Origin of the sequence: Mycolicibacterium wolinskyi, assembly GCF_002101965.1 — a bacterium.
GTDB lineage: Bacteria > Actinomycetota > Actinomycetes > Mycobacteriales > Mycobacteriaceae > Mycobacterium > Mycobacterium wolinskyi.
Genome location: NZ_LQQA01000010.1, coordinates 411,871 through 435,618, shown reverse-complemented (window position 1 = coordinate 435,618; position 23,748 = coordinate 411,871). Strand labels below are relative to the sequence as shown.

The window sequence follows — 23,748 nt, the reverse complement described above, 5'->3', positions numbered from 1 at the left end:
CAGGACAGGGCCGGCCCTTTCCGGGCGAAGCCAGCGTCCTCGTGGGCGGTGAATGCTTGGCAAAGTGCCCCCGGCAGGATTCGAACCTGCGACACCGGCTTTAGGAGAGCCGTGCTCTATCCCCTGAGCTACGGGGGCGGGGACCATGGCAGCTTACCGAAGCCGCGATGTGCCTGAACACCGAGTTAGCGCAGTGGCAGCCGGGCGAAGATCGGCGTGGTCGGGGTCGATGATCCGGTCCCGGGCTCGACGGTGAACGCGAGCGCCGACGCGTCGCCGAGATCGGACAGGACCGCGGTGGTCGAGGGTGCGACGGCTGCGGAGTCCATCGTGCCTGCCGACTCCGGGCCGGTGTCGCGCATCAACCACATCTGGTAGACGGTGCCGGTCTCGGGTGGCGTGACACCGTTCATGACGAGCACGCCGGCGTTGCGGTCGCGGGAGAACACGACCGTCGCGGTACCGCCGGTGGGAATCGGACCGGAGACGGTCCGCACGTCCGGTGCGGCGAAGACCTGCTCGGCCGTCGACGGCGTGGCCGCGGGGCGCATGACGATCCCGACACCGATACCGGCGAGTGCGATGACCACGGCTGCGGCGGCGGCCAGGAGGGCGGTGCGCCACCGCGGACGAGACGGCCGCAATTCGCGCACGTTCCCGGGAGCGACGGCGGCCAGCACCCGGTCGCGCAGATCGGTCGGCGGCTCGACGGCGGTGCTCGCGGCCACGCGGGCCATGGTCTCGCGCACGGCCCGCACCTCTGCGGCGAACTGCTCGGCGACTTCCGGTGGTGCGGAGGCCACGCGTCGTTCGATGTCGGCCAGCTCGGACTCCGGCACCGCGTGCAGTGCGTACGGTGTCGCCAGGGTCAGGAGTTCGGGATCGCCAGGGCTGGTCATGCCACCCCCAGACAATTGCGCAGGCCCCGGATGGCGTCGCGCATCCGGGATTTGATCGTCGCCAGGTTCGCCGCCAGCCGCTGCGACACCTGGCTGTAGGTCAGCCCGTCGTAGTAGGCGAGGTGGATGCACTCACGCTGAGCGTCGGTGAGCGAGTCGAGGCAGTCGGAGACCCGGCGGTGCTCGTCGAGGGTGATCACCGAATCGGCGACGTGGTCGGCGGGTGTCTCGACATTGGCCGCGCCGTAGCGGGACTCGCGTTGGCTTGCTGCCTGCTCGGAGCGCACGCGGTCAACCGCACGCCGGTGCGCCAGCGTCATCAACCAGGCCAGCGGTGAGCCCGCGTCAGGGTTGTAGCTCCCAGCGGTGTTCCAGACCTGCAGGTAGATGTCCTGCGTGGTTTCCTCGCTGTAGCCCGGGTCGCGCAGGACCCGCGTGACCAGGCCAAACACCCTCGACCGGGTGTGATCGTAAAACGCTGCGAAGGCGTCGACGTCGCGCTGGGCCACCCGGCGCAGGAGGGCGTCGAGTTCGGTGGTCACGTTCGGTAGCCTAGCCAGCCCGTCCAGCGTCGTCACACTAATCGAGATCTCGATAAGGGGAGTGTGAAAGGCGAAGCGGGAGAGCGGTATTCAGCGAAACCAGATCGGCTGGCGACGAGCTCCTGATCACTCCGATACGTCTGTTCCACAACAGGTATTCGGAGCGGGGCCCGGCCCGGATGGAACGTCGCTTACCGAAGCTCGGTGATCACTTTCGCGAACGCCTCGGAATGGGCGGCCTGCACGATGAAGTAGCTGATCCCATAGGTTTCGCGGAGCTCGCGCAGCCGGTCTGCGATCGCGGTCGTCGACCCGGACAGCACTCCGGGGTGCCGCAGCAGCTGCTCGTCGGGGAGCCCGGGCAGGAAATGGCGCGGGATGGAAAGGTTGGGCATCTCCTCGCCGACGGCGGGCATCGCGGTGATGGCGATGTTCAGTTCGAGGTCTGAAAATCGGTCTCCGGCGGCGTTGCGTACGAACGTGATTCGCTCCGCCAGCGGATCGCCGTCGACGTGGTCGCCGCCGGTGAACCCGATGATGTCGGCGGTCTCGGCGGCCACCGTCAGCAGCCGATCGCCGTTGCCTGCGATGAGGATCGGCACATCGGTCAGGTGCTCTTTGATGTGCTCGGTCACGTGGCGCAGATACGCGATGCGTTCGCGGGCGCCGGGGAACGGCAGCTCGGCGGCTTCGAACTCCTCGCGCACGTATCCGGCGCCCAGCCCGAGATCCAGCCGGCCACCCGACAGGTCACGCAGGGCCTCGACATCGCGGGCCAACAGCGCCGGCTTGTAGAAGCAGGCGTTGAGCACGAACGTCCCGACCCGCAGCGTGCTGGTCGCGGTGGCCGCTGCGGTCAGGGTCGGGAACGGAGCCGGCGCGCCGAGGTGGTCCGGCACGTTGATGACATCGAAGCCGAAGTCTTCGGCGCGGCGGGCGGCGTCGGTGACCTGTGCTTGTGACTCGGCCGTGCGCAGGCTCACGCCGAAGCGGAAATCGTTGGGCATCACCCGATCCTATGCACTGCGCCTGAATGTTTGGTGTGGTGAAACTCGGGCAATCCTCAGCCGTGAGCCGTCATCCCACCATGGGCGTCGAAGAAGAGTTCCTACTGGTCGATCCCGAACACGGCGAACCGGTTGCCCGCAACAGGGCCGTCGCCGGCTATGCCTCGACGCGCGGAGTGGAGCTTCAGCTCGAGCTCACGAGCTGTCAGGTCGAGACCAGCACCGACGTGATGAGCAGCAGCAGTGCGCTGCGCGACGAGCTCATCCGCCTGCGCCGGGTCGCCACGGAGGCCGCCGAGGCCAACGGTGCTCGCTTGCTGGCGGTCGCGTTGCCGCCGACCGTGCCGCACAAGTTCCCGATCACCCCGACCCGTCGCTACCGCAAGATCGGTGACCGATTCGGCATGATCGCGCACGAGCAAGGTATTTGTGGCTGCCATGTCCATGTGGCGGTGCCCAGCCGCGAAGCCGCCATCCACGTGAGCAACCGGATCCGTCCGTGGCTGCATCTGTTGCTGGCGCTGACCGCGAACTCGGCGATCTACCGCAACACCGACAGTGGCTACGCGAGCTTCCGGAGCATGGTCTGGACGCGCTGGCCGAGCGCGGGACCGCCGCCCTATTTCGATTCCCTCGAACAGTTCGACGCCACCGTCGGAATGCTGCGACAGGCCGGCGCGGTGCTCGACGACGGCATGATCTATTGGGACGTCCGCCCGTCGGCCAACTTCCCGACCGTGGAAGTGCGCGTGTCCGATGTGCCCGCCACCGTCGCCGAAACGGTGTTGCTGGCGACACTGGTCAGAGCCAGTGTGATGACGGCGCTCGACGCGCAGGACAACGGGGAGCCGACTCCACCGATCACGGATTACGTTCTGCGCGCGGCATATTGGAAATCGGCCCACGACGGCCTTGACGGCGAGACGATCGACTTGATGGAAAGCCATGCGACCGCGCCGACCCGGGTGCTGCTCGGCGGTCTGATCGAACGGCTGCGGCCCGCTCTGGAGGACCTTGGGGACTACGACATGGTGCGCGACGAGCTGGAACGCATCGTGGGGCAGGGCAACGGCGCGATGCGGCAGCGACGGGCGTGGCGCTCGCACGGCGACGTCGCCGACGTCATCGCCGAACTGGCGAGTGCGACGACGACTGCCTAGCCGGCCGCGCTCCATCCACGCGCCGCTGCCGCGAGGCCGTCGACCAGAGCCGAGGTCACCGGCGACAGCCCGTCATCGCCGGGCAGCGGGCTGCGCGGGCTCAGGCCGCGCACGCGCGAAGGCAGCTCGAGCTGTACACCGTTGGCGCGATTCACGGGATTGTCGGGGTGCTGGCCGCGCAGTTCGCGGGGCATCGCGTCGAGGTCGGTGATGACGTGATACCCGGGTATCGCTACGTGTTGGGCAACGTGCTCGGCCAATGCCCGGTTGCGTCCACCGGCGAGCAGGTGTGTGCCGCGGCCCATCCGGCCGTAGCCGTGCAGCGACACCACCGCGTCGACATGGTCGAGAAATGCTGTGAGCCGGGCGGATTCGTGTGACAGGTACTGGGCCGAGGGCAGGTGGTGTGGATAGTGGTCGGGGTGGCGCACCACATACACCGAGGCATCCGATGCGGCGGCGGCGCGTTCGGCGATCACGTCGGTCATCTGTTCCAGGCCGCCGCCGTGGATGGCCATGAAGCCGAAACGGGAACGCAGCGTCGCGGATTCGACGATACCCGGCGCGGCGAGCAGCTCCGAAAGCGATTCTGGCGCGGGCGAAGTCGTCGCGAGAGCACGTTGCGGCCAGTGCATCGGGTCCCAACGGCGCAGGAATTCGATCCAGCGGTGCGGCAACTCGTGATGAACGGCTCCGGCAAGGATGCGTTCGAGGTAACCCGGACGCGGTGGCCCAGGGTCGACGCGGTGGTCGATGTAGACCCATGCCGGCGCCGCGCCGTCGGCGGTGTGCACCGTCAGCCGGTCCCGTCGATATCGAACGGGCACCCCTTCGGCGCTGTCGAGGGCGTCGAGATCGTGATCGGTCACGTGCCACAGCACTCCGTGCACGTGCGATCCGTCGAACGGCTCGATGGTGGCCACGCCGCGCTGGTTGATCAGCCAGTCGTGGCCGTCCAAGCGTGCCGGCCTTGGATCTACGGCACCCGGACAGCGTCTGGCCATCTGTGCCACGCACAGATTCGAGCCGTAGGCGAAGTACGGGTGAAGCATTCAGCCTGTGACGGTCAGATAAATCAGCACCACGTTCAGCACACTAATCAGTCCGGCCACCACCCAGCCAAGTGCCGTGGTCACACGATGGTTGGCGTCGGCGCCCATCAGCGCTTTGTTGCTGGTCAGGCGGACGAGGGGAATCAGCGCGAACGGTATGCCGAACGAGAGCACCACCTGGGAGAGCACCAGGGCGCGGCTCGGGTCGACGCCGATGGCCAGGATGACCAGCGCCGGGATCAGGGTGACGAGGCGGCGCAGCAGCAGCGGGTAGTACCGCTTCAGCAGGCCCTGCATGATCATCGCGCCCGCGTATGCGCCGACGGATGTGGACGCGAGACCGGAGGCCAGCAGGCCGATCGCGAACAGTAGCGCGACCGTCGGGCCTAGCGTGTCGCGGACCGCGGCGTGTGCGCCTTCGATCGAGTCGGTGTTGTCGCGGCCCTGCAGGTTGGTCGCGGCGACCAGGAGCATGGACAGGTTGACCGCACCGGCCACGACCATCGCGATGCCGACGTCGAAGCGGGTGACGCGCAGCAGCATGCGCCGCCGCGGGCCGGCTTCGGGATGACCGTGGCGGTCGCGGGCAAGTCCGGAGTGCAGATAGACCGCGTGCGGCATCACTGTTGCGCCAAGCATGGCGGTCGCGAGCAGGATGCTCTCGGCCCCCTCGAAACGGGGGATCAGCCCTTCGGCGACCGCGGCCGCCGGCGGGGTTTCGACGAACAGACTCGTCAGGAAGCCGATCGCGATGACCAGCAGCAGACCGCTGATGACCCGCTCGAACATCTGTTGGCCGCGCCGGTTCTGTACGGCGAGCAGAAGTAATGAGACGACGCCGGTGATGACCCCGCCGATCAGCAGCGGCAGGTCGAACAGCAGGTACAACGCGATGGCGCCGCCGACGACTTCGGCGAGATCGGTTGCCATGGCGACCAATTCGGCTTGCACCCAGTAGGCGATCCGGCTCGGGGTCCGGGTGTGGTCGGCGACCGCCTCGGGCAGTGAGCGCCCGGTGACCAGGCCCAGCTTGGCGGACAGGTATTGCACAAGGCCGGCCATCGCGTTGGCGACGACGATCACCCAGACCAGCAGGAAGCCGAATTGGGCTCCGGCACTGATGTTGGCCGCGACGTTGCCGGGGTCGACGTAGGCGATGGCGGCGACGAACGCGGGCCCGAGCAGCAACCAGCTCGGCCTGGTGCGCACCTTGGTGTCTTCCAACAACTGTCCCAACTCCCTATCCGGATAGGCGAATAGGAAAGTTAGGTTAGCCGAAACCTTGTCTTTGGGCTAGCGGCGGGGGTGTCGACCGCCGCCGCCGTGGTGGTCACCGCCGCCGCCGAAGTCGATGGCGATGCCGGGTAGATCGTCGTAGCAAAGTGCGGCGTACGCCGGATCGCATCCGTATGGGAGATAAGGCCCGCGCTGCGTCGGGGTGGCGTTGATCTGCACATTGCCGGGGCTCGAGCAGCGCGTCGCTCCGCCGACATCGGTGCACTGCGGATCGGCTGCGGCCGTCGGCGCTCCGATAAGTCCTAATGCGGCAAGTGCCGCGGATGGGCCGACAAGGGTCTTAACGATCTCCGCGGCGTTCACCATCCGATGACGACTCCTCCTACTCCGAATCCCCAGCCATACCAAGGCCCGTAGTTCATGGCCGGAGGCGACGTGACGATCTGGGTGCTGCCGCCGGTCTGACATTGCGTGGTGGTGGGTCCGGTGTTCGTGCACTGCGGTGCGGCCGTGGCCACGGGTGCGGCGAATACTGCCAGGAATGGCACGGCCAGTACGGCGGCCAGGTACCGGGATTTATTTGTCATGACCTACTCCGATCGCTAGAGCAAGTCTACGTCCGAAAAAGCCGGGGTCAGAGGATGAAGAACTCGTCGTCCCAAGGGAACATGCCATAGCCGGGCTGGGGCGGCGTGGCGTCGATCTGAACGTTGCCCTCGGACGCACACTCGGTGGTCTGTCCGCCTTCGACCGAGCTGCCGCCGGTCACCTGGCACTGAGGCAGCAGATGCGGCTCTTTCGGCGCACTGGGTTCGGCCGCGGCCAATGGGGCCAGACCGATCGCGGCGGAAGCGCCGCCGACAAGCAAACATCCGGCAAGCGTGGTGAGGCGTGACTTCATCAGAGCGTCCCTTCCCCGGGGGTGTTTACCCGGCAGCGTACAGCCCTTTGCCAGTGATCAGTGGCAGATCGAGCGTGGTCCGGATTCCCGGGGCCGCGGCCACCACGGCGGGAATCGCGTTGACGACACGGGCTGCGGTGGCCACCAGACCGGCGTGGTTGTGATCGCCGTTCGGGCTGCTCAGGCACAGATCAAGGGCATAGGACGGCTCACCGGTCAGCTCGATCCGGTACGAGCCACCCTCTTGTGCGGGCTGCGGCCAGTCCGGACAGAGGTCATCGCGCAGCCGAGTGACGTGTTCGAGCACCACGGCAGCTTTTCCGTCGCGCATGCCGCGAACCTCGAACCGCATCGCCGCGGTGGTGCCCTTCGGAATGTGGCCGGCGGCGATCTCGAAATCCTCGGGCGCGGGGACCCGCGTATGTTCTTCGGTGACCGCTTCGAGTTCGATACCCAAACCCGCGGCGAGTTGCCGGACCACCGAACCCCACGCCAGGCTCAGCACGCCGGGCTGCAGCAGCATCGGGGTTTCGTCGAGTGACTTTCCGAAACCCATCACGTCGAACATCACCGTCGCGCTGTCGTAGGTCGCGTAGTCGACGATCTCCATGCAGCGGATCTGCTCGACCTGCTGGCAGGTTCCGGCAAGCGCAAGGGGCAGAAGGTCATTGGCGAAGCCCGGATCGATGCCGTTGACGAACAGGCTTGCCGCGCCGGCCTTCGCCGCCTCTTCGATGGGCGTGACGAGCTCGTCGGGTAGCACCTGCCACGGGTACTGCAGGAACACTGCTGAGCTACCCACGACGTTGATGCCGGCTGCCAGGATGCGCCGGTAATCCTCAAGCGCGTCAGGCAGCCGGTTGTCGGCCATGGCGGTGTAGACCGCGCATTCGGGCGCGGTCGCGAGCACTGCATCGAGATCGTCGGTGGCGAGGATGCCTGTCGAAACATCAAGCCCGGCAAGTTCGCCCGCATCCTTGCCGGCCTTGGCGGCCGAGGACACCCACACGCCGGTGAGCTCGTAAGCCGGATCGGTGATGAGTTGCTTGAGCGCGTGCCGGCCGACGTTTCCCGTTCCGATCGCCGCGACTTTGATTGCCATGGGTGTCCTTACAGGTCGGGGATGGGCAGATCGAGGTTCGGCATGGTCAGGCCGCCGTCGACCTCGAGAGTCTTACCGGTCAGGTAACTGCCTGCGGGCGAGGATAGGTAGACGGCGGCGGCGGCGATGTCGGCCGGATCCCCGAGACGCCGCATCGGAGTTGCCTTCTCCATCGGTTCACGGAGTTCGTCGTTGGACGCGACGATGTCGAGCGCGGAGGTGAGGATCGAGCCCGGCGCGATCGCGTTGACGCGTATGCGCGGGCAGAGGTCGAGCGCGGCCAGGCGCGTGTAATGAGCCAGTGCGGCTTTCGCGGTGCCGTAGGCGACGAACCCGCGCCCCGCGAGCCGTCCCATCGTCGAGGTGATGTTGATGATGCTGCCGCCGCCGGAGTGTTCGAGCATGAGCGGTACGGCCGCCGCGGTCAGCGCGTGCGCGGTCGACACGTTGAAGGTGAAGGCGTCGCGAAGGTCCTTGGCCGACGTGTTGACCAATGGCGCGGGCATGGTGCCGCCGACGTTGTTGACGACGATGTCTAGTTTCCCGAACGCCTCGGCAGCCGCGGTCGCGAGCTCGGCGGTGGACTCGGGATGTGCGAGGTCGGCGACGACGATGTGAGCGCGCCGGCCCGCCGCCGCCACCTGTTCGGCGACCTCTTCGAGTTGAGACTGCGTTCGGGCCGCGATGACCACGTCCGCACCGGCTTCCGCGAACGCCACGGCGATCGCGGCGCCGAGCCCACGGCCGGCGCCGGTGACGATTGCAACTTTGTCGTCGAGGCGAAATCTATCGAGAATCACGTGCGCTCCATTCGCTTACCGCGCGTCACGGTAGCAGTGGGCGCCAAGGCTTCGGGCGACTTTCTGAAACATGTTCTAGTTCGGCGGAATTTGTCGTACCCGTCTGGCAGTATCGAACGTATGTTCGAAGAACTCGATGACGCAGCGCTTGCTGCCGGGATCGAGCACGAGACCCGCGCCGCGGCTGCGTCGGATTCACGCCGGCTGCAGATGATCGCCGAGCTGATCGGTCGGCGGGTCGCTGAGCAAGACGACGAACTCCTGCACTGGGCGTGTGATTACTGGGATTCCGCGGCCGGGGAGGTGGCCGCGGCGATGAACGTCGGCCACCGTGCCGCTTCGCGGGAGATGCTGATCGCCGTAGCTCTGCAGGAGCGTTTTCCGCGGGTGGCTGCACTGTATGCCCAGGGCCGGTTGAGTTCTCGGCTGATCTCGACGGTCACGTGGCGGACGCGGTTGATCGAAGATGCCGAGACGCTGCAGATCATGGACGCTGCGCTGGTCGATCGTGTCGTCGAATGGGGACCGCTGTCGGTGGAGAAGCTCGAACAGTCCATCGACGCGTTGATCGAGCGCCACGATCCGGAGGCCTTGCGCCGGACCCGGACCGTCGCGCGGGACCGCGACGTATGTTTCGGCAAGCCGGACGACGCCACCGGCACGGTGTCTCTGTACGGCAGATTGTTGGCCACGGATAGGGCGGCATTCGAAAACCGCCTCGCACACATGATCAGCGGTGTGTGCGAGGACGATCCGCGGACGCTCGGGCAGCGGCGGTCGGACGCGATGGGGGTGCTCGGCGCCGGCGGGGATCGGCTCAAATGCCAATGCGGGAAGCCGGACTGCCCGGCTGCGGACGTGGTGGATGCGCGCGCCGCCAACACCGTCGTCTACGTGCTGGCAGAACCTGGCGCGCTCGACGCCGAGCCGGATCCCTACCTGTCGGGTGACGACGAGTCGAATCCCATACCGCGCGACGAGCCGCCCCGTCCGGCCAAGAAGCCGGCCAGCGCCGTGATCATCGGCGGTGGAGTGGTGCCCACACCGTTGCTGGCTCAGCTGATCGCTTGTGGGGCCAAGGTCCGCGAACTTGCGCAACCCTGCGGTGAGCCGGAGCCACGCTATCGGCCTTCGACAAGGCTGGCCGCGTTCGTGCGCATGCGAGACATGACGTGTATGTTCCCCGGTTGTGACCGCCCCGCGGTGAACTGCGACATCGATCATTCGGTGCCGTACCCGGCCGGAGCGACCCATCCGTCAAACACGAAGTGCCTGTGTAGAACTCATCACCTTCTGAAAACCTTCTGGGACGGTTGGTCGGACCGTCAGCTGCCGGACGGAACGGTCGTGTGGACGACGCCGAGCGGCCGGACGTACACCAAGAAACCCGCGAGCCGGCTGTTCTTCCCGCACTGGGACACCACCACCGCGGCATTGCCGCCACCGCGAGGAAGGACGGTCGCGACCGATCGCGGCGTGATGATGCCGCGGCGTGCGCTCACACGCGCCCAGCGGGAAGCACGCCAGATCAAAGCGGAGCGTGCACTCAACCGGGCTTATCTTGCCGAACGCAACAAACCACCCCCGACGTAGCGCGCCCAGGCGCACAATTGGGGTGTCGCGTACCGACGTGGGGAGCCCCGATGAACGATCACGCCCATGATTTCTTCGGCGACATCTTCCAGCGCTACTTCAGACCTGCGGTCGACGAATATCCGGGGATGGGTGCTGCGCTGGTCCACCGACTGATGACGTCGACAGACGACGTTCAAGATCGGCTGGCCGAGGCCAGACACGCCGCACTGGCCTGGAACGGGGAGGAGCGCAGCCCCGCCTGCATCACCTCGGAGCTGTTCGTCATAACCCAATGCGGACTGATGTACGCCGCGGGCTTCGGCGATAGCCGGCACCGGCATTACTACCTCGCCACACCGGCCGCTCTGTTCGACCCGTTCGTCGATCAGGTCGAAGGTGTGCAGCTGCATCCGGGTGAAGTGGTCGCCGTGGACCGGCGATGCTGCAACGACCTTGCCGCCGCTCATCCGATGGATGCCGCGCTCAGCCGGATTCTCGATGAGCACGAGGCGTTGCGGGTCAACGTTTCGATGTAGGACTGAGGTCCTATCCGCCCACAGGCTTGTGCGCCTCTCGCTCATTTTCTTGAAGCACGAAGATTTTTCGAAAGCGTGTAGCAAACAGCCCGCCTAAGGTCCTGTGAGGTTCCTGCGAGGCGTGGGACGCAATGCTGGATCTACGGCTCGGATCGCGATGCGAAGACGAATACACCGAGATGACCGATGCTTGGAGCGAGTTGCTGGCCCTCTACCTGAAGCAAATGGCACCCCGACTGGCAAGCGCTGTTGCGTCTGTGGTGCTGGCGTCCGTTGTGGTGGTCGGCTGTGGTGGGCCGCCCGCTGACGACGCAGCGCATCTGGCGGCGAACGCCGCGACCCCTGCCGGTTCCGTAGCGGCTGAACCCGACCCCGCGACACCTGAAGAAGTCGCGGCAAGACCGATTTACGGTGATCCGTCAGAAGCCTCCGAACACTGGGCGAAGCAGAGTTTCGAGGACTGTGGCCTGATGGCGGTCGCCAATGTGGTGGGCCTGATGACGGGCGACTTTCCGACGGAGGACGTCGTGATCGATGTTGCCGCGAACACCCCCAGCCCCACGAGGTCGGGACCGATTTACGAGCCGCCGGACCCGGGTGACGACACCACCGACAACGGAACGTCCTCGGCCGATCAGATCCGGCTGCTCAAGCATTTCGGAGTCGATGCGACGGCGACCGATGACGACATCTCGTCGTCGGGTGGAATTGCCACGGGATTGCCTGCTCTGGAGCAGTACCTCGGTGCGGGCCGTAAGGTGATCGTCGGCGTCAATGCTGAAACCATCTGGGGCGAGGACGGCGACCATACCGAGGACGACCACTCGGTCGTCGTGGCGGCCGTCGATGCCGATCAACGGATCGTGTACTTGTCCGACAGCGGAACCGACGACGGTGCGGGTGAACAGGTCGACCTGGATACATTCGAAAGTGCTTGGGCTCCTGGAGGACACGATCTCATAGTGACGGACGCACCGGCATGAACGATCAGCTGTCGGTCGGTCAACCCCAACAGTCGATCAGACCCCCGACGACGGCGTGGGCTATCGCGGCTCTCATCTTCGGAATCATCGGCGCCGCGTTGGTGAGCATCGTGTGTGCGGCAATCGCCCTGGCCAAGACCAGGACTGGCCAGGTTGGCGGCCGTGGTCTGGCAATCACCGGGTTGATCCTGTCCGGAACCTGGATTGTCGTCGGGGTGATCGCGGTCGCGGTCTTCGTGCTTCTTCCTGACGACAGTCCCGGCAATCGCTATCCCCCGGCGGTCGGCACCTGCTACGCATCCGAACCTGATGACGGCTTGGACGAGAGCGATGAGGTGGCATGCGATCAGCCGCACCGTGCAGAGGTTTTCGCGGTGTTCACCGTCCCCGGTGATACATATCCAGGTGACGATGTCCTCGAGAAGTACACCAGCAGGTGTAGTAGCGAGTTCGCCAAGTATGCAGCCGAAGATGCGGCCGGCTTTGATATCGACGATCTACGGCCAACTCGGGAGACGTGGTCATCGAGTGACCGTACGGTGAAATGTCTTGCCGTTACCCAGGATCCTGTCACAGGTTCCGCGCAAGGTTGAGCCAACGTTATGTGTCGCAAAGGTCTTCGGGAGGTCTTTAGGTGAGGTTGCGTTCTGCGGTACTCCCCATGTTTGGGATGTTTCTCATGGTGTTCGTTGTGGGTTGCAGTGAGGGGTTGTCGCCCACATCGACATCGTCGACGAGCGGTCGTCCGACGGCGTCGTCGCAGGCTCGGGCGGGGGAAGGGCCTGACGCCCAGTACTGCGCACACAATCAAGACCCGAAATGCGCCAAAGGCAGCTACCTCGGCCCGTTCGTCTCGCTGACCGCCGGAGGCGGACATTGGGATGCCAACGGCGCACCCGTCAACGGCGGGCCGGTCGGCGCCGACGGTTCGACCGGCAACAACCTGACGCAGGAGTACTGCGCGCGCAACGAGGACCCGGCATGTCCGATCGGAAGTTATGTGGCGCCCAACGCCATTCGCAATCCGGACGGCAGCCATACCTATGTGGCATGTGAGGGTACGGTGTGCACCAACCCCAATCACGGCGGTGCGGATCCCGCCGGTACATGGGGGCCGGACGGTCAGCCGGTCAACGGTGGACCGGTCGGTGCGGACGGTTCGGTCAACAACAATCTGACGCAGGAGTACTGCGCGAGGAACCAGGATCCTGGCTGCCCCGTCGGAAGCTATGTGGCACCCAACGCGATCCAGAACCCTGATGGCAGTAGCGGATACGTCCCGTGTGAGGGAACGATTTGCACCAATCCGAACCACGGCGCCGGCGACGCACCCGAAACCGCGGGGCCGCCGGTCGACGATGCGCCCGACGTCGATGCGCCGCCGCAGGGCGACGATTCCGGTGATGCAGGCGATGACACCACCGATGCCCCCGAGGTCGGCGACGCGCCATGAAACTCAGTCGCCCATGCCGCATTTCGTTGATGCATGTGTGAATTCTTTGAACCTGCCCTGAATTTGGTCGGACTCAGGTGTTCGTATGTGTTCCATATGAATTCGTGAAACGGTGGAATACCGCTGCTTAGGGTTAACGGACGTTGGCCGAAGTCCTAAGGAGCAAGAAACATCCGTGAAAATGACCGCAAAGTGTTCAGCCGCCGGTGTCGGATTGATCGCGAGCGCACTGGCGTGCGGACCGTCCGCCACCGCTGCGCCGTCTGAGGCGTCGGCAACGGAGACAATCAATCAACTGCAGAGCGAGGGATACCGGGTAATCCTGAGCAAGGTCGGCAACGGGGCGATCGAGAACTGCACGGTGAACGCGGTTCGGCCGGGCCGGACTGTTACCGGTCCGCAGCCGCCCGTCAACGGCAACTTCACGCTGATGGGTCCGGGCCAGGTGCTGCAGTACACAACGGTCTATGTGGATCTCGACTGTAAGCGGTGAGTGGCCGAGCGGCGGCCTAGGACGACTTCTTCGCCGCAGCTTTCTTTGCGGGAGCCTTCTTGGCGGCGGCCTTCTTCGCCGGTGCCTTCTTGGCAGGCTTGCTGTCGTCCTTGCCGCCGCGCCGTGCCTTCACGCTGGCTTCGAGCTTGGCCAGCAGGTCTGACACATCCTCGGTCTCGTCGAGCTCGGCCGGCTGCTGCTCCTCGACGGCGAATGCTTCGCCGCCTTCGAGTTTGGCCTGCACCAACTCGTGCAGCTGTTCCTGGTAGTCGTCGCGGAACTCGTCCGGTTTGAAATCGTCGGTCATCGACTCCACGACTTGGCCGGCCATCTTGAGCTCGGCCGGTTTGATCTGAACTTCCTTGTCCAGCACCGGGAAATCGGGATCGCGGATCTCATCGGGCCACAAAAGGGTGTGGATCATCATGACGTCGCGCTTGCTGAAGTCCTTGACCCGTAATGCCGCAAGCCGGGTCTTGTTGCGCAACGAGAAGTGCACGATCGCGATGCGGTCGGTCTCGGCGAGCGTCTTCGCCAGCAGTACATAGGACTTGGACGACTTCGAATCGGGTTCGAGGAAGTAGCTCTTGTCGTACAGCATCGGATCGAGCTGCTCGGCCGGGACGAACTCGACCACCTCGATCTCGCGGCTGCGTTCCTCGGGCAGCGTGGCGATGTCCTCGTCGGTGATGACCACCATCTGACCGTCGTCCGACTCGAAGGCCTTGTTGATGTCGCGGTACTCGACGACCTCACCGCACACTTCGCAGACACGCTTGTAGCGGATCCGCCCGTTGTCCTTCGCATGGACCTGATGGAACTTGATGTCGTGGTCCTCGGTCGCGCTGTAGACCTTGACCGGCACGTTCACCAGGCCGAAGGCGATCGAACCCTTCCAGATGGATCGCATATGGCCAGTATGGCCCACCGGCTCGCCGAGTCGCGGGAGTTGCTCCAGGAACACGGAGCCGTGGCCTTGCCGGCCGACCGCGGCCCGGTGGTGTCGGCGATGCCGACTGCTGGTCCGGCGAGGATCCGAGACATGTTTGCGGAGGTTCTATCCGCGGACCCGATGATGTGGCCGCCAGAGAGTCGGTGCGATGTCGGCAAGTCGCCGGGGCGGGACGCTGACGGCAAAGTCTTTCAATCCGCAAGTCAGGCGATTCTCTGACATTGGATTCAACTGATGATCTTGTGCAGTAGCATCCGGCGCAGACAACGGCGGGCGGGGTAGCAGCTGTGTAACCCGTTATAGAACGACCGTGCGGCTCTGGAACGAATACTTCTGGGAAGGATTCCTGGATGTCGGCAATGGTGGGAACCCCCGGTTTCGGTAAGCCCGGTGATTTATCGGGCCTCGACGAGGCCGAGATGCAGTGCTGGGATCAATTCTTTCAATCGGCGTGGCTGTTCTACGAGACGCTCAACCGCGAGTTGATCGGCACGCACAACCTGAGCCTGTTCGATGTCCAGCTACTTGACCTCCTCGCCAAGTCTGAAGGCGGATCCGCGCGAATGGGCGACGTGGCCGAGGCGTTGATCCTGCAACCGAGTCGCGTGAGCGAGCAGATCCGTCGGCTGGAATCCCACGGCTTGGTGCTGCGGCGAGCCAGCAAAAGAGACCGGCGAGGCGTGGTTGCGACCGTCACCCAGGAGGGACGCGCACGGCTGAAACCCGCCCTCGTGACCTATTCGCGCGTCGTCCGGACGTTCTACCTCGGCCAGATGAGCCGCCAGCAGATGATTGCCCTCGGCGAAAGCAGTCGTCGAGTAGCGGTTGGCTTGAAGTCCCGAATGGCGGCAAAGATCGGCCGCATTTGACTTATGACGGCTCGTCGTCGTCCTATTCGGCCAGCGAAGCGCATAAACCTCGGCTAGTGGTGTGGCCAGCCGTTGTACTCCTGACTGCAACTGCGGCAACCTGGTGAACGCGTTTCAATTTATGAATACGATACTTGTGCACTGAAACTGTCCGCCGCTGCCACAAGTGTGCTGACCGGAGTCGGCTGGACACATGAGCTGGCATCTTTGAATGCATTGATGTTGCACGGCCGCTTGCCGCGGAGCGGATTAATTGACACCTACGGCAACCGCGGCTTGCTCAGGTTTTTCTCAGGTAGGTTCTGGTTTGCCCGGGCTCACATCCATCCGCCTCAGAAGGGGACAAACATGGAAACAGCGGCTCGCTCATGCCTGATGGCCGGCGTCGCCCTTGTCGGCGCCGGCGCCATCGCGGCGGCACCGATTCATCCGGTCCTGCCGGCTAGCCAAGCCCCGGCCATACCGTCGTCATCGGCGTCGGTTGAGCTCAATGCCCTGGTCAACCCGATCGAGTTGTGGGCCGAGGTCCTGAGCACGACAGCGACCAATCTGGGCAGCATCGCCCAGACGGTGCTGGAGAATCCCGCCCCGATCCTGGGCAAGATCATCGACAATCAGCTGATCACCGCCCAGGTGTTCGCGTCCCTTGCGAGCACATTCGCCAGCGGCTTCGCCGACGGAGTGGGCCTGATGCCGCAGCAGATCGAGGATTCCATCCGCGCAATCCTGGCAGGCGACATCTATCAAGGTTCGATCAATCTGGCGACCGCCTTCCTTTCGCCGATCGTGAGAGGTGCATTCGGCGCGCTGAACCAGCTTCCCAATCTCATAGCCGTGCTGCAGAACCCGTTCGTCAACACGGCGGCAGTCATCGAAACCGCGATCACGCAGGGCATCCTGAACGTGGGATTCCCGCTTCTGACGCAGGTGCTCGCGCCGGTCGGCCAGATCGGCCTCACCGGACAGGCGATCTATGACGGGTTGCAGGCAAACGACTTCGAAGCGGTTGCCAACGCCATCATCAGTTTCCCGTCGGACATGGTGAACACCATCGTCAACGGCAATACCGAAATGGGCTTCCCGGGACTCATCGGGGCTGACTTCGGCCTGGTGCCCGGTCTGCTCGCCTTCGGTCGGGCGATCGCCGACTCCATCCAGCCGCCCGTGCTGACCAGTCCGCCGTCGCCCAGTGTTGCGCCCGACCTGAATGCTGAAACTGTCACCATCGACACCAGCGAGATCGACGGTGGGCAGAACGGTTCGGCCGATGGGCCTGCCGCAGTTTCTGATGACGCGCCTGCCGAAGACGCCGCTGCCGAAGACGCCGGCACGGGTGATCTCGCCGGTGACATCGAGAGTGAAGAAGAGTCGGCGCCGCCGGCCGCCGAGGTGGCTGTCGTCAAGAACAACCCGCTGGCCAAACTCGGCAAGCTTGGTCCGGACTCGAACCGCCAGGGCCGGGCTGCGGCGGCGGTCAAGTCGTTGGGCGATGACGTCGGCAAGGCCGTCAAGAAGATCGGTGACGACGTCAAGAAGGCGCTCGGCGTGAAACCGAAGAAGGAGAAGGAAAATAAGGAGCAGAAGGCCACTGCTGACGCCGGGGAGGAGTAACCGCGGAAGGTGAATACAGCAGACCCCCGAAACCCGGGGGTCTGCTGCTAGCAGCACCCGGCGTCAGTCTCGGGTCGCCTCCAGCGTGACCCGGTCCGGCAGATCGGCGCCTGGCCGGGCGACCGTCAATGCCGACGCGAGCACCGCCGTCGACAGCACTTGCTCCAGCGCGTCGGTGCTGATTCGGGCCAACTCCCGTCGCCGATCGGCACCCAGCAGCCCGCGTGACCACAGCGCGTCGATCAACCCCGTCATGAATGCGTCGCCTGCACCGACGGTGTCCACCACCTGCACCGGCCGCGCCGGAATCCGCACCACACCGGCGGCACACATCGCGAACGCACCCCGATCACCCATCGTCACCGCGACGATCGAGGGCCCCATGCTCAGCCAGGTCTTCGCGACCTGTTCAGGGTCGCGGCGGGGATCGAGCCAGCGGAGGTCCTCGTCGCTGGCTTTGACCACGTCTGCCCGCTCGACCAGACGGTCGATGCGGCCCCTGGCGGCTTCGTCGTCGGTGATCAACGCCGGCCGCACGTTCGGATCGAACGTGATGGTTGCCGACAGGTGATAGGCGTCGAGGAGGGCTGCGGTGGCGCGGCAACCCGGCTCGAGCACGGTCGCGATGGAGCCGGTGTGCGCGACGAGCGGGGGCGCCACCTCAGGGGTGCCGGCCAGTTGCCAGTCGATGTCGAATGTGTACCGCGCCTGGCCGGAGGTGTCGAGCACGGCCAGCGCCGTCGGCGTGCGCTTCGCCGACAGGCTTCCCGAAACCAGCTGAACCCCTGAGGCTTTCAGGTAGTCGACGATGCGCTTGCCGCGGTCGTCCTGGGCGATGTGGGTCAGGAAGTCGACGTCGCGGCCCAGCCTCGACAGGCCGACAGCGACGTTGAGGGGGCTGCCGCCGACGTGCTCGCCGCTGATGCGGCCGTCTCTCTCGACAATGTCGATCAGTGCCTCACCGATAACCAGAGCCCGGCTCATGGCCTCAATGATTCCAGGGTGGCCCGGGCGCCGTGGCGGTGTAGCGAATCCAGGGCCCACAGATAGTCGTCGACGAACCGCGGTGCGGCGGCGAGATCACCGAACAACGCGGTGTTCTCGATGAAGGCCGTCGGGTTCTCCCGCTGGGACCGGGCCAGCGGCACGAGCGTCTCGGCGAGCTGATCCTGCACGTCGATCGGCTCGCCCTGCTCATCGACGCCCTCGGCGTAGCGGGCCCAACTGGCCACCACGGCCGCCGACAGCCGCACCGGCGCGCCCGTCTTGAGGTTTTCCCGGACGACGGGCAGGAGCCATTTCGGGATCCGGTCCGACGAGCCGAAGCACAACCGGGCGATCGTGTCGCGCACCCCCGGGTTGGCGAACCGTTCGATCAGCGTGCGCTTGTAGTCGACGAGATCGATCCCTGGCACCGGCTGAAGCGTCGGTGTCGCCTCGGAATCCATGTAGTCCAACAAGAATTCGGCGAACAGCGGGTCGCTGGCGGCGTCGTGCACCAGGCGGTAGCCGGCCAGGTAACCGAAGTAGCACAGGGCCTGATGGCTCGCGTTCAGAAGGCGCAGCTTCATCAGCTCGTAGGGCGTGACGTCGTCGACGAGCATGACCCCGGCGTCCTCGTAGGGCGGGCGCCCGTCGGAGAACGAGTCCTCCAGAACCCACGACGTGAACGGCTCGGCCACCACCGGCCATTGGTCGGCGACACCGAATTCACTCTCGACCGTGGCGATCACGTCCGGTGTCGTGACCGGCGTGATCCGGTCGACCATCGAATTCGGGAACCGGACGTTGGCCGCGATCCAATCACCCAGACCGGGATGGCGCCGGTCGGCGTAGGTGGTGAAGGCCTGGCGGGCGACCTCGCCGTTGCCCTCGATGTTGTCGCACGAGACGATCGTCGGCGCACCGAGGCCGCGGTCGCGGCGCCGGGACAGCGCCTCGGTGACCAGGCCGAAGACGTTCAGCTCCGGCACGGCCTCGATGTCGTAGCCGCCCTCGGTGATGGTCAGCGAGACGATCCGGGTGGACGGGCTCGCCAAGAGCTCGATGACGCCATCGGGGTCGTCGGGCGCGAAGCGGTAGTCGACGATCGAACCGATGACCCGTGCCTCGCGCTTACCGTCGGGGTGCACGAGCAGCAGCGTGTAGAGGCCGTCCTGGGCCGCCATCACGTCAGCCATCTTTCGATCGGACGGCAGCACGCCGACGCCGCAGATGCCCCAATCGGTGGCCAGGCCCTGCTCCAAGAGCTGATCGACGTACATCGCCTGATGGGCCCGGTGAAAACCGCCGACACCGAAATGGACGATTCCGACCTGGATTTCGTCGCGGTTGTAGCTCGGACCCGGAATGGGCAGTTCCTTGAGCGTCGAGGCGGCCAGCTTAACCGGAGGTGTTGTGTACGTCACAATCCTCATGTTAGCGTGTTGAGCATCTACTCGCGACCCTGAGCATCTGCTCATATCGGAAGTGGTGATCAGTGACCGGACCGACGCCCGAGGATCTGCGCCTCGCACTGCGTGCGGCGACGCTGTACTACCTCGACGGCCTCACGCAGGCCGAGATCGCGTCGCGGCTCGGCGTCTCCCGCCCGACCGCCGGTCGGCTCGTGGCCAAGGCGAAGGCCAATGGCCTGGTACGCATCGAGGTGGTGGTGCCGCCCGACATCTCCGACGACTTACACGCCGACGAGGAGCGCGAACTGGAACGGCGGTTCGGGCTGACCGAGGCTGTCGTCGCAAGCAATGCGAGCCGGGCCGGGGCGGCGCTGTTGATGCGCCGGATCGGAGCCGACGAGGTGCTCGGGTTCACGTGGGGGCCCGAGCAGGTCGGCGTGGCGAGCGCGCTCGTTCCCGGGATCGCGAGCTGCCGCGCGGTCGTGCAGCTCGACGGTGCCATGTCGACCGCCGCGTACCAAACCGGCACCGAACAGATCCTCACCAGATGCGCCGACACCTTGCGCGCCGAGACGTTCCGGCTGCCCGCGCCGCTGTACGCCGATCCGGCGACCGTGGTGTCGATGCGCGAGGACTCGGTGATCTCGCGGACCCTCGACGCCGGCAGGCGCGCCGAGGTCATGCTGTTCGGAGTCGGTGCGGTGTCGACATCGACGACGCTGTTCGAGGGCAGCTTCCTCGATATCCGGATGCTCGACGAACTGGTCTCCCTCGGCGCCGTCGGCGAGATCGGCGGCCGGTTCTTCAACGCCTACGGCGAGCCCGTGCACGACGAACTGCAGCAGCGTGCGATGTCGGTCCCGCTCGAGGACATCCGGACCTGTGAGAAGACCATCCTGGTCTCCGGCGGCGCGAGTAAGCACCAGGCCATTCTCGGTGCCCTGCGGGGCAAGCTGGCTCGCCTGCTTGTCTGCGATATCGACTGCGCCCGTTGGCTGTTGACCCAATGAGAGGTGAGTACAGGTGAATCGGTTGAAAAGATTGGCGGCCTGCGTAGCAGCCGCGGGATTGCTGGCGACGGCCGGTTGCGCGGGCGCGGGCACGCTCGGCGCGACCGACCAGACGGTGACCATCGCAATGGTCTCGAACTCGCAGATGACGGACGCACGCGAGCTGTCCGCGAAGTTCGAAGAGGCCAATCCGGACATCAAACTGCGATTCATCACGCTGTCCGAGAATCAGGCCCGTGCCAAGATCACCGCATCGACGGCAATGGGTGGCGGCGAGTTCGACGTCGTGATGATCAGCAACTACGAAACGCCGCAGTGGGCGCAAAACGGTTGGCTGGTCAACCTTTCCGACTACGCTCGTCAGACACCCGGTTACGACGAGGACGACTTCATCCCGTCGTTGAAGGACTCGTTGTCGTACGAGGGCAACATGTACTCGGTCCCGTTCTACGGTGAGTCCTCGTTCCTGATGTACCGCAAGGACCTGTTCGAGCAGGCCGGTATCGAGATGCCCCGCAACCCGACCTGGCGGCAGGTCGCCGATGCGGCCGCCAAGCTCGACAGCCCGGACATGGTCGGGATCTGCCTGCGCGGCAAGCCCGGTTGGGGCGAGGTGCTGGCCCCGCTCGACACCGTGATCAACACCTTCGGCGGCCGCTGGTACGACGACCAATGGAACGCGCAGTTGACCAGTCCCGAGGTCGTGAAAGCCGTCGAGTTCTACACCAACCTGGTGCGCGAACACGGCGAGCCGAACGCGCCTGCAGCTGGATTCGGCGAATGCGCAACGCAGTTCGCGCAGGGCCTGGCAGCGATGTGGTACGACGCGACGTCTGCGGTGTCGGTGCTTGAGGATCCGCAAGAGTCGAACGTCGTTGGCAAGGTCGGCTATGCGATGGCACCCACGGTAGAGAAGCCGAATTCCGGCTGGCTCTATACGTGGTCGCTGGGCATCCCGGTCAGCAGCGACAAGAAAGACGCCGCATGGAAGTTCATCTCGTGGATGACCGACAAGAACTACATCAAGTTGGTCGGCGAGGAACTGGGCTGGGCCAGGGTGCCACCGGGTAGCAGGCTCTCGACCTACGAGATTCCCGAATACAAGGACGTGTCACAGGCTTTCGGTCAGGTGACGCTGGACTCGATCAACGGCGCCGACCCGCTGAAGCCGACCGTTGAACCCGTGCCGTACACCGGCGTGCAGTTCCTCGCGATCCCCGAGTTCCAGGACTTGGGCACCCGGGTGAGCCAGCAGATCAACGCCGCGATCGCCGGGCAGAAGTCGGTGAGAGAAGCGCTCGAACAGTCCCAGCAATACGCCGAGGTCGTGGGCCGCAGCTATCAGGAGAAGTCATGACAACTCTCGAGCGAGAAACCGAAACCGAAGCCCAGCACGTCGCCCGCATCAAACAGAAGCAGGATCTGGGGGTTTCGCGCGCCGAGGGTTGGCGGCGCCGCGGGCCGCTGCTGCCGGCGCTGCTCTTCATGATCGTCGTCACCCAGATCCCGTTCCTGTTCACGCTGTACTACTCGACGCTGTCGTGGAACCTGGTCCGGCCCGGCTCACGCCAGTTCGTCGGACTGCAGAACTACCTGGATGTCGTCGGCGACAGCGTCTTCTGGCAGGTCGCCCTCAACACGGTGTGGATCATCGTGGCAACGGTGCTGATCTCGGTGGTGCTCGGCCTGCTCCTGGCGCTCCTGCTCGACCGCGCGTTCCTGGGCCGCGGCGTGGTGCGCACACTGCTCATCACCCCGTTCCTCGTGACACCCGTTGCGGGAGCACTGATGTGGAAGACGGCGATGCTGGACCCGGTGTTCGGCATCGTCAACTGGGTGCTGCCCGGCCCCGACATCGACTGGGTGAGCAGGTTCCCGGTGTCGTCGGTGATCCTCGCGCTGGTGTGGCAGTGGACCCCGTTCATGATGCTGCTGATCCTCGCCGGCCTCCAGTCGATGCCGCGAGACATCCTGGAGGCCGGCCGAGTCGACGGTGCGGGGGCGTTTCAGCTCTTCCGCGAGTTGACGCTCCCGCACCTGCGGCGGTTCATCGAACTGGGAGCGGTGTTGGGTGCCATCTATCTGGTCAACACGTTCGACCAGATCTACATGATCACCCAGGGCGGTCCCGGTACGGCGAGCGCCAACCTGCCGTTCTACATCTACCAGCGCGCATTCCTGGGCTTCGACATCGGCCAGGCCGCGGCGATGGGCGTGATCGTCGTGATCTTCACGATGGTCATCGCGAGCTTCGCCCTGCGGTTGATCTTCAAATCGTTCACCGGCAAGGAGGAGGCGGCCTGATGACCACGACCGAGGTGCAAAAGCCAGTCGAAACCCCTGTCCGGAAGGCCAAGGTCAAGCGCCGCAAGTTCGATCCGTGGGGTGCGGTGGCCTGGATCGTGGGGCTGGGGTTCGTCTTTCCGGTGTTCTGGATGGTGCTGACGGCCTTCAAGCAGGAGGTCGACGCCTACACCGCCACCCCGAAGCTGTTCTTCGTGCCCACCCTCGACCAGTTCAAGGCGGTGTTCGAGCAGGGCGTCGGTACGGCGTTGCTGAATTCGCTTTTCGCAACGACGGTTTCGACCATTCTGGTGCTGGCCCTTGGTATCCCGGCGGCGTTCGCGCTGTCGCTGCGGCCGGTCCGCAAGACCCAGGACGCGTTGTTCTTCTTCATGAGCACCAAGATGCTGCCGATCGTGGCCGCGATCATCCCGCTGTATGTGATCGTGTCGAATATCGGCCTGCTGGACAATATTTGGGGGCTGGTCATCCTGTACACGGCGATGAACCTTCCCATCGCGGTGTGGATGATGCGGTCGTTCTTCCTCGAGGTTCCCGGCGAGCTGCTGGAGGCCGCGAGCCTCGACGGCGCCAGCACTTGGCGATCGGTTCGTGAGGTGATCCTGCCGCTGGTGTCGCCGGGTATCGCGGCGACCGCGCTGATCTGTGTGATCTTCGCCTGGAACGAGTTTTTCTTCGCGGTCAGCCTGACCGCGGTCCAGGCGCAGACCATGCCGGTGTACATGGTCGGCTTCATCGCCGGTCAAGGCCTGTACTGGGCCAAGCTGTGCGCGGCGGCGACGATGGCCGCGCTTCCGGTGGTTCTGGCGGGCTGGATCGCGCAGAACAAGCTGGTTCGTGGACTGTCGTTCGGCGCCATCAAGTAAG

At 65.2% G+C, this 23,748-nt stretch carries 26 protein-coding genes and 1 tRNA gene; 13 read left to right on the top strand and 14 right to left on the bottom strand.

Annotated elements, in window-relative coordinates:
* Positions 1 to 65 precede the first annotated feature (65 nt).
* From AWC31_RS10870 to AWC31_RS10855, 4 genes are all read right to left on the bottom strand, one after another.
* Positions 66 to 138, bottom strand: a tRNA-Arg gene (locus AWC31_RS10870).
* 47 nt (positions 139 to 185) lie between these two features.
* Complete coding sequence (locus AWC31_RS10865; RefSeq protein WP_085144248.1) at positions 186 to 899, bottom strand: anti-sigma factor; 714 nt, start codon at positions 897 to 899, stop codon at positions 186 to 188.
* A complete protein-coding gene (locus AWC31_RS10860) occupies positions 896 to 1,477 on the bottom strand; it encodes a sigma-70 family RNA polymerase sigma factor (RefSeq protein WP_085144247.1) in 582 nt (193 codons plus the stop codon). Before AWC31_RS10860 ends, AWC31_RS10865 begins: the two co-directional genes overlap by 4 nt.
* Before the next feature lie 155 nt (positions 1,478 to 1,632).
* Entirely contained in the window at positions 1,633 to 2,448 is an 816-nt protein-coding gene (locus AWC31_RS10855; RefSeq protein WP_085144246.1) for an LLM class F420-dependent oxidoreductase, read from the bottom strand.
* A 62-nt stretch (positions 2,449 to 2,510) separates the two neighbouring features.
* Here AWC31_RS10855 and AWC31_RS10850 point away from each other — a divergent pair, with 62 nt between their 5' ends.
* Positions 2,511 to 3,608 carry a glutamate--cysteine ligase 2 gene (locus AWC31_RS10850; protein WP_085144330.1) on the top strand — a complete coding sequence of 366 codons (1,098 nt, stop codon included), beginning with the start codon at positions 2,511 to 2,513 and terminating at the stop codon, positions 3,606 to 3,608.
* Here the strand turns inward: AWC31_RS10850 and AWC31_RS10845 are convergent.
* The 7 genes from AWC31_RS10845 to AWC31_RS10815 all read right to left on the bottom strand — a co-directional run bounded on the left by AWC31_RS10845 (position 3,605) and on the right by AWC31_RS10815 (position 8,699).
* On the bottom strand, positions 3,605 to 4,660 hold the full coding sequence (locus AWC31_RS10845; protein WP_085144245.1) for a poly-gamma-glutamate hydrolase family protein: 1,056 nt from the start codon (positions 4,658 to 4,660) through the stop codon (positions 3,605 to 3,607). The genes AWC31_RS10850 and AWC31_RS10845 overlap by 4 nt on opposite strands.
* Positions 4,661 to 5,887 (bottom strand): Nramp family divalent metal transporter, encoded by a 1,227-nt coding sequence (locus tag AWC31_RS10840; RefSeq protein WP_085144329.1) that lies wholly within the window; start codon positions 5,885 to 5,887, stop codon positions 4,661 to 4,663.
* A 66-nt stretch (positions 5,888 to 5,953) separates the two neighbouring features.
* Positions 5,954 to 6,262 carry a hypothetical protein gene (locus tag AWC31_RS10835; RefSeq protein WP_085144244.1) on the bottom strand — a complete coding sequence of 103 codons (309 nt, stop codon included), beginning with the start codon at positions 6,260 to 6,262 and terminating at the stop codon, positions 5,954 to 5,956.
* Positions 6,256 to 6,483, bottom strand: coding sequence for a hypothetical protein (locus AWC31_RS10830; protein WP_084356427.1), 228 nt, complete (start codon positions 6,481 to 6,483; stop codon positions 6,256 to 6,258). The genes AWC31_RS10835 and AWC31_RS10830 overlap by 7 nt, the downstream gene beginning before the upstream one ends.
* Positions 6,484 to 6,530: 47 nt before the next feature.
* Entirely contained in the window at positions 6,531 to 6,797 is a 267-nt protein-coding gene (locus AWC31_RS10825; protein ID WP_067843885.1) for a hypothetical protein, read from the bottom strand.
* A 25-nt stretch (positions 6,798 to 6,822) separates the two neighbouring features.
* On the bottom strand, positions 6,823 to 7,899 hold the full coding sequence (locus tag AWC31_RS10820; RefSeq protein WP_085144243.1) for an NAD(P)H-dependent amine dehydrogenase family protein: 1,077 nt from the start codon (positions 7,897 to 7,899) through the stop codon (positions 6,823 to 6,825).
* An 8-nt stretch (positions 7,900 to 7,907) separates the two neighbouring features.
* On the bottom strand, positions 7,908 to 8,699 hold the full coding sequence (locus tag AWC31_RS10815) for an SDR family oxidoreductase (protein ID WP_067843890.1): 792 nt from the start codon (positions 8,697 to 8,699) through the stop codon (positions 7,908 to 7,910).
* A gap of 120 nt (positions 8,700 to 8,819) precedes the next feature.
* Here AWC31_RS10815 and AWC31_RS10810 point away from each other — a divergent pair, with 120 nt between their 5' ends.
* The 6 genes from AWC31_RS10810 (at position 8,820) to AWC31_RS10785 (ending at position 13,739) form a co-directional block, all read left to right on the top strand.
* Positions 8,820 to 10,292 carry an HNH endonuclease signature motif containing protein gene (locus tag AWC31_RS10810; RefSeq protein WP_085144242.1) on the top strand — a complete coding sequence of 491 codons (1,473 nt, stop codon included), beginning with the start codon at positions 8,820 to 8,822 and terminating at the stop codon, positions 10,290 to 10,292.
* Between the two features lie 50 nt (positions 10,293 to 10,342).
* Positions 10,343 to 10,810, top strand: a complete 468-nt coding sequence (locus AWC31_RS10805; protein ID WP_085144241.1) for a glucose-6-phosphate dehydrogenase — start codon at positions 10,343 to 10,345, stop codon at positions 10,808 to 10,810.
* Positions 10,811 to 10,941: 131 nt separating this feature from the next.
* The gene (locus tag AWC31_RS10800; RefSeq protein ID WP_085144240.1) at positions 10,942 to 11,793 is read left to right on the top strand and encodes a C39 family peptidase; all 852 of its coding nucleotides are present in this window, start codon (positions 10,942 to 10,944) and stop codon (positions 11,791 to 11,793) included.
* A complete protein-coding gene (locus AWC31_RS10795) occupies positions 11,790 to 12,386 on the top strand; it encodes a DUF4190 domain-containing protein (protein ID WP_085144239.1) in 597 nt (198 codons plus the stop codon). The genes AWC31_RS10800 and AWC31_RS10795 overlap by 4 nt, the downstream gene beginning before the upstream one ends.
* A gap of 86 nt (positions 12,387 to 12,472) precedes the next feature.
* Complete coding sequence (locus AWC31_RS10790; RefSeq protein ID WP_234816797.1) at positions 12,473 to 13,246, top strand: hypothetical protein; 774 nt, start codon at positions 12,473 to 12,475, stop codon at positions 13,244 to 13,246.
* Between the two features lie 181 nt (positions 13,247 to 13,427).
* Complete coding sequence (locus AWC31_RS10785) at positions 13,428 to 13,739, top strand: hypothetical protein (RefSeq protein ID WP_067843900.1); 312 nt, start codon at positions 13,428 to 13,430, stop codon at positions 13,737 to 13,739.
* A gap of 16 nt (positions 13,740 to 13,755) precedes the next feature.
* Here the strand turns inward: AWC31_RS10785 and ku are convergent, their stop codons facing one another.
* Positions 13,756 to 14,649: a non-homologous end joining protein Ku gene (gene ku, locus AWC31_RS10780; protein WP_085144237.1), complete on the bottom strand. Its 894-nt coding sequence runs from the start codon at positions 14,647 to 14,649 to the stop codon at positions 13,756 to 13,758.
* A 392-nt stretch (positions 14,650 to 15,041) separates the two neighbouring features.
* On the opposite strand from ku, the gene AWC31_RS10770 reads away from it, so the two are divergent.
* Both AWC31_RS10770 and AWC31_RS10765 read left to right on the top strand, forming a co-directional pair.
* Positions 15,042 to 15,560, top strand: coding sequence for a MarR family winged helix-turn-helix transcriptional regulator (locus AWC31_RS10770; protein ID WP_234816796.1), 519 nt, complete (start codon positions 15,042 to 15,044; stop codon positions 15,558 to 15,560).
* A 168-nt stretch (positions 15,561 to 15,728) separates the two neighbouring features.
* Positions 15,729 to 17,171 (top strand): hypothetical protein, encoded by a 1,443-nt coding sequence (locus tag AWC31_RS10765; RefSeq protein WP_234816795.1) that lies wholly within the window; start codon positions 15,729 to 15,731, stop codon positions 17,169 to 17,171.
* Between the two features lie 63 nt (positions 17,172 to 17,234).
* On the opposite strand, the gene AWC31_RS10760 is transcribed toward AWC31_RS10765, so the two are convergent.
* Both AWC31_RS10760 and AWC31_RS10755 read right to left on the bottom strand, forming a co-directional pair.
* Positions 17,235 to 18,155: a carbohydrate kinase family protein gene (locus AWC31_RS10760; RefSeq protein WP_085144234.1), complete on the bottom strand. Its 921-nt coding sequence runs from the start codon at positions 18,153 to 18,155 to the stop codon at positions 17,235 to 17,237.
* Complete coding sequence (locus AWC31_RS10755; protein WP_085144233.1) at positions 18,152 to 19,588, bottom strand: mannitol dehydrogenase family protein; 1,437 nt, start codon at positions 19,586 to 19,588, stop codon at positions 18,152 to 18,154. The genes AWC31_RS10760 and AWC31_RS10755 overlap by 4 nt, the downstream gene beginning before the upstream one ends.
* 62 nt (positions 19,589 to 19,650) lie before the next feature.
* Here AWC31_RS10755 and AWC31_RS10750 point away from each other — a divergent pair, with 62 nt between their 5' ends.
* From AWC31_RS10750 to AWC31_RS10735, 4 genes are read left to right on the top strand one after another with little or no spacing between them, the layout of a single operon-like run.
* A complete protein-coding gene (locus tag AWC31_RS10750; RefSeq protein ID WP_085144232.1) occupies positions 19,651 to 20,577 on the top strand; it encodes a sugar-binding transcriptional regulator in 927 nt (308 codons plus the stop codon).
* A gap of 13 nt (positions 20,578 to 20,590) precedes the next feature.
* Entirely contained in the window at positions 20,591 to 21,934 is a 1,344-nt protein-coding gene (locus tag AWC31_RS10745; protein WP_085144231.1) for an ABC transporter substrate-binding protein, read from the top strand.
* Positions 21,931 to 22,881: a carbohydrate ABC transporter permease gene (locus AWC31_RS10740; RefSeq protein ID WP_085144230.1), complete on the top strand. Its 951-nt coding sequence runs from the start codon at positions 21,931 to 21,933 to the stop codon at positions 22,879 to 22,881. The genes AWC31_RS10745 and AWC31_RS10740 overlap by 4 nt, the downstream gene beginning before the upstream one ends.
* A complete protein-coding gene (locus tag AWC31_RS10735; protein ID WP_067843926.1) occupies positions 22,881 to 23,747 on the top strand; it encodes a carbohydrate ABC transporter permease in 867 nt (288 codons plus the stop codon). The genes AWC31_RS10740 and AWC31_RS10735 overlap by 1 nt, the downstream gene beginning before the upstream one ends.
* Position 23,748: the final 1 nt, after the last annotated feature.